The organism is Acinetobacter sp. YH01024 (assembly GCF_013420195.1).
GTDB classification, from domain to species: Bacteria; Pseudomonadota; Gammaproteobacteria; order Pseudomonadales; family Moraxellaceae; genus Acinetobacter; species Acinetobacter amyesii.
In genome coordinates this window covers 1-4,780 of record NZ_VOYQ01000082.1, presented here as the reverse complement: position 1 = coordinate 4,780, position 4,780 = coordinate 1, and the positions used below count along the sequence as shown (strand labels likewise).

4 protein-coding genes and 4 pseudogenes are annotated in these 4,780 nt (G+C 46.0%); 4 read left to right on the top strand and 4 right to left on the bottom strand.

The features are described 5' to 3' along the window. Positions 1-127 (bottom strand): annotated as a pseudogene (locus tag FTT88_RS16715) (transposase); the annotation flags it as partial. A gap of 509 nt (positions 128-636) precedes the next feature. Between FTT88_RS16715 and FTT88_RS16710 the strand changes: the two are divergent. Further along, on the top strand, positions 637-876 hold the full coding sequence (locus FTT88_RS16710; protein WP_001353740.1) for a BrxA family protein: 240 nt from the start codon (positions 637-639) through the stop codon (positions 874-876). A 187-nt stretch (positions 877-1,063) separates the two neighbouring features. On the opposite strand, the pseudogene intI2 reads toward FTT88_RS16710, so the two are convergent. Continuing rightward, positions 1,064-2,041, bottom strand: a pseudogene (intI2, locus tag FTT88_RS17435) (class 2 integron integrase IntI2). Positions 2,042-2,372: 331 nt separating this feature from the next. Between intI2 and dfrA1 the strand changes: the two are divergent. The 3 genes and pseudogenes from dfrA1 (at position 2,373) to aadA1 (ending at position 4,358) form a co-directional block, all read left to right on the top strand. After that, a complete protein-coding gene (dfrA1, locus tag FTT88_RS16695; protein ID WP_000777554.1) occupies positions 2,373-2,846 on the top strand; it encodes a trimethoprim-resistant dihydrofolate reductase DfrA1 in 474 nt (157 codons plus the stop codon). A 94-nt stretch (positions 2,847-2,940) separates the two neighbouring features. Further along, the gene (gene sat2, locus FTT88_RS16690; protein ID WP_000704156.1) at positions 2,941-3,465 is read left to right on the top strand and encodes a streptothricin N-acetyltransferase Sat2; all 525 of its coding nucleotides are present in this window, start codon (positions 2,941-2,943) and stop codon (positions 3,463-3,465) included. A 57-nt stretch (positions 3,466-3,522) separates the two neighbouring features. Then, a pseudogene (aadA1, locus tag FTT88_RS16685) lies at positions 3,523-4,358 on the top strand (ANT(3'')-Ia family aminoglycoside nucleotidyltransferase AadA1). Positions 4,359-4,384: 26 nt separating this feature from the next. On the opposite strand, the gene FTT88_RS17175 reads toward aadA1, so the two are convergent. Further along, positions 4,385-4,528, bottom strand: coding sequence for a hypothetical protein (locus tag FTT88_RS17175; protein WP_180081942.1), 144 nt, complete (start codon positions 4,526-4,528; stop codon positions 4,385-4,387). Positions 4,529-4,648: 120 nt separating this feature from the next. Then, positions 4,649-4,780: pseudogene (locus FTT88_RS16675) on the bottom strand (IS6 family transposase); the annotation flags it as partial.

The window sequence follows — 4,780 nt, the reverse complement described above, 5'->3', positions numbered from 1 at the left end:
TCTTGAGCTGGTAGCGCACGTTGCCGCCTCGTGTTAACGACAGCCGCTTCTCGGATACCGCCGGGCGGCTGATGTACCGGCACAGCCGTTCGAGCTTCTTGCGTTCATCGGCCCTGGCCGCCACGCCTGTGGGCGGACAAAATAGTTGGGAACTGGGAGGGGTGGAAATGGAGTTTTTAAGGATTATTTAGGGAAGAGTGACAAAATAGATGGGAACTGGGTGTAGCGTCGTAAGCTAATACGAAAATTAAAAATGACAAAATAGTTTGGAACTAGATTTCACTTATCTGGTTAACTAATCTAGCTAACCTGCCGCTCAGCTTAGTACGATCCTATATCCAACTGATCATAATCCTTTCATCAGTATCCCAAATTAAATCCCCCTCCTAGACTGCCTCACCAACACTTTACAGTGATCCCGTATTTCCGGACAGGTGATTGATTTTTTTCGCTTGTACAGGTGTTAAGCCACAGTTATCTTGATGTGGACATTATGCATTGTAATAGCCCATTAACATGCGCTAAGAGCATAAATTAATATACAGTAACAAGCATTACGAGGTGCTAATGTTTGGAAAGCAGCCTCTTCCAACTACAATAATAAGTTAACTATCCTCCACCCACAAATAATTACAAATGACCCCTTTCCGCTATAACTCCGATCTCACCAGCGGCTCGCTACAAACCCGAGAGTGTCGCATTATTACTGGCTTGTTACTCCAAGAGCTTGATGAAGCTGCCTGGGATAAAGCCATGTATAAGGAAAATGTGCTTCAGAAACGCACGCAATCTACGGTAAGACGTATTTCTTCAGCGCTTAGAAAACGCCTAGAACACCTAAGCTCTGACTTTTGGGCTTTTGCGTTTTTATGTTAGGCATTGTCTGGCAACTGGAGGAAGTGTAATGACCATGAATGGTCACTGTGATTGACAGTATCTTGCTTAAACTTATCTGAACAATGGTAGAACTGGCTCATATTTATCCCCTCTATGATTGTTTATCTTTTTCACCATAAAAAGTATCAGGGGCTACTCAGGGCTACATAAAGATATTTATCTACTTTTACTGATTGATAAGTAGCATCAGTCCATCCGCAGGACTGGTGGTGCCGGCAAAATGCTGACCCAACACATGCGTATAGATTTGCGTGGTCTTAACATCGTTATGCCCTAAGAGTTCTTGCACAGTGCGAATATCACGCCCCGCTTGTAATAGATGCGTAGCAAACGAGTGACGAAATGTATGACAAGTGACACGCTTGCTAACGATGCCTGCTTTTTGTACGGCTGCCTTCAATGCCTTTCGCGCAACGGAGTCATGCAGATGATGGCGGCATAATTTGCCGTTATACGGGTGGTTGCAGAGCGTGCTGGAGGGAAAGACAAACATCCACGCCGCTTGTCGATAAGCAGAAGGGTATTTGTGATCTAAAGCAAAAGGCAGCGATGGCCCTACGCCTTGTAAGTTGTCGTCTTGCTGAATAAGCCGCGCTTGCTCAATGAGTTATTTTATTGCTGGGATTAGGCGCGTGGGCAGTAGGCTGTTTCTGCTTTTCCCACCCTTACCGTCATGCACAGTGATGCAGCCATTATCAAAATCAAAATCTTTAACCCGCAAACGCAAGCATTCATTAATGCGCAAACCTGCACCATACAGCAGCGTAAAAATAACTTGGTTGCGAGTATCCATAACCTGCAAAATGCGTTGCACTTCATTTGCAGAGATAACAGAGGGTAGCCGTCTAGGCTTGCTTGCAGGGATATAATCAATATCGCCCAACGGCTGTTGTAAAAACCTGTTGTACAAAAAAGCTAGGGCATTTAAAGCGATTTTCTGCGTGTTTATGGCTACATGTCTGCTGTTTGCTAAGCTGGATAAAAACAGCCTGACCTCTTCACTGCCCATGGTCTGAGGATGACGTTTTTTGTGAAACAGAATAAAACGCTTAATCCAGTGCAGGTAAGTTTTTTCAGTTTTCAGCGCATAACCTTTTTGTCGCATATCCGTGCGTATAGAATTTAAAAATGGACTGTTAGACATAAAACGCTCCTTGTCTTGCAACTGTCTGCCTATACAGCCTATTCTAGCTGGGATTTAAAAAAGTGCCTGTTTTTTACGCCTAGAGATGCTTGTTTACCGGTAGAGTTTTAATTTAATGCTAAATAAATTAAAATGTTATGAGTTCTTTGGGTGAGATAATGTGCATCGTGCAAGCAGGATAGACGGCATGCACGATTTGTAATAACAGAGTGTCTTGTATTTTTAAAGAAAGTCTATTTAATACAAGTGATTATATTAATTAACGGTAAGCATCAGCGGGTGACAAAACGAGCATGCTTACTAATAAAATGTTAACCTCTGAGGAAGAATTGTGAAACTATCACTAATGGTAGCTATATCGAAGAATGGAGTTATCGGGAATGGCCCTGATATTCCATGGAGTGCCAAAGGTGAACAGCTCCTGTTTAAAGCTATTACCTATAACCAATGGCTGTTGGTTGGACGCAAGACTTTTGAATCAATGGGAGCATTACCCAACCGAAAGTATGCGGTCGTAACACGTTCAAGTTTTACATCTGACAATGAGAACGTATTGATCTTTCCATCAATTAAAGATGCTTTAACCAACCTAAAGAAAATAACGGATCATGTCATTGTTTCAGGTGGTGGGGAGATATACAAAAGCCTGATCGATCAAGTAGATACACTACATATATCTACAATAGACATCGAGCCGGAAGGTGATGTTTACTTTCCTGAAATCCCCAGCAATTTTAGGCCAGTTTTTACCCAAGACTTCGCCTCTAACATAAATTATAGTTACCAAATCTGGCAAAAGGGTTAACAAGTGGCAGCAACGGATTCGCAAACCTGTCACGCCTTTTGTACCAAAAGCCGCGCCAGGTTTGCGATCCGCTGTGCCAGGCGTTAGGCGTCATATGAAGATTTCGGTGATCCCTGAGCAGGTGGCGGAAACATTGGATGCTGAGAACCATTTCATTGTTCGTGAAGTGTTCGATGTGCACCTATCCGACCAAGGCTTTGAACTATCTACCAGAAGTGTGAGCCCCTACCGGAAGGATTACATCTCGGATGATGACTCTGATGAAGACTCTGCTTGCTATGGCGCATTCATCGACCAAGAGCTTGTCGGGAAGATTGAACTCAACTCAACATGGAACGATCTAGCCTCTATCGAACACATTGTTGTGTCGCACACGCACCGAGGCAAAGGAGTCGCGCACAGTCTCATCGAATTTGCGAAAAAGTGGGCACTAAGCAGACAGCTCCTTGGCATACGATTAGAGACACAAACGAACAATGTACCTGCCTGCAATTTGTACGCAAAATGTGGCTTTACTCTCGGCGGCATTGACCTGTTCACGTATAAAACTAGACCTCAAGTCTCGAACGAAACAGCGATGTACTGGTACTGGTTCTCGGGAGCACAGGATGACGCCTAACAATTCATTCAAGCCGACACCGCTTCGCGGCGCGGCTTAATTCAGGAGTTAAACATCATGAGGGAAGCGGTGATCGCCGAAGTATCGACTCAACTATCAGAGGTAGTTGGCGTCATCGAGCGCCATCTCGAACCGACGTTGCTGGCCGTACATTTGTACGGCTCCGCAGTGGATGGCGGCCTGAAGCCACACAGTGATATTGATTTGCTGGTTACGGTGACCGTAAGGCTTGATGAAACAACGCGGCGAGCTTTGATCAACGACCTTTTGGAAACTTCGGCTTCCCCTGGAGAGAGCGAGATTCTCCGCGCTGTAGAAGTCACCATTGTTGTGCACGACGACATCATTCCGTGGCGTTATCCAGCTAAGCGCGAACTGCAATTTGGAGAATGGCAGCGCAATGACATTCTTGCAGGTATCTTCGAGCCAGCCACGATCGACATTGATCTGGCTATCTTGCTGACAAAAGCAAGAGAACATAGCGTTGCCTTGGTAGGTCCAGCGGCGGAGGAACTCTTTGATCCGGTTCCTGAACAGGATCTATTTGAGGCGCTAAATGAAACCTTAACGCTATGGAACTCGCCGCCCGACTGGGCTGGCGATGAGCGAAATGTAGTGCTTACGTTGTCCCGCATTTGGTACAGCGCAGTAACCGGCAAAATCGCGCCGAAGGATGTCGCTGCCGACTGGGCAATGGAGCGCCTGCCGGCCCAGTATCAGCCCGTCATACTTGAAGCTAGGCAGGCTTATCTTGGACAAGAAGATCGCTTGGCCTCGCGCGCAGATCAGTTGGAAGAATTTGTTCACTACGTGAAAGGCGAGATCACCAAGGTAGTCGGCAAATAATGTCTAACAATTCGTTCAAGCCGACGCCGCTTCGCGGCGCGGCTTAACTCAAGCGTTAGAGAGCTGGGGAAGACTATGCGCGATCTGTTGAAGGTGGTTCTAAGCCTCGTACTTGCGATGGCATCGGGGCAGGCACTTGCTGACCTGCCAATTGTTTTAGTGGATGAAGCTCGTCTTCCCTATGACTACTCCCCATCCAACTACGACATTTCTCCAAGCAACTACGACAACTCCATAAGCAATTACGACAATAGTCCATCAAATTACGACAACTCTGAGAGCAACGGCACTGTTGCAAAGTTAGCGATGAGGCAGCCTTTTGTCTTATTCAAAGGCCTTACGTTTCAAAAACTCTGCTTACCAGGCGCATTTCGCCCAGGGGATCACCATAATAAAATGCTGAGGCCTGGCCTTTGCGTAGTGCACGCATCACCTCAATACCTTTGATGGTGGCGTAAGCCGTCTTCAT

Bases quoted from the DNA above. Each gene is read 5' to 3' on its own strand.
- FTT88_RS16710 (WP_001353740.1), top strand. From the start codon at position 637: ATGACCCCTTTCCGCTATAACTCCGATCTCACCAGCGGCTCGCTACAA.
- sat2 (WP_000704156.1), top strand. From the start codon at position 2,941: ATGAAGATTTCGGTGATCCCTGAGCAGGTGGCGGAAACATTGGATGCT.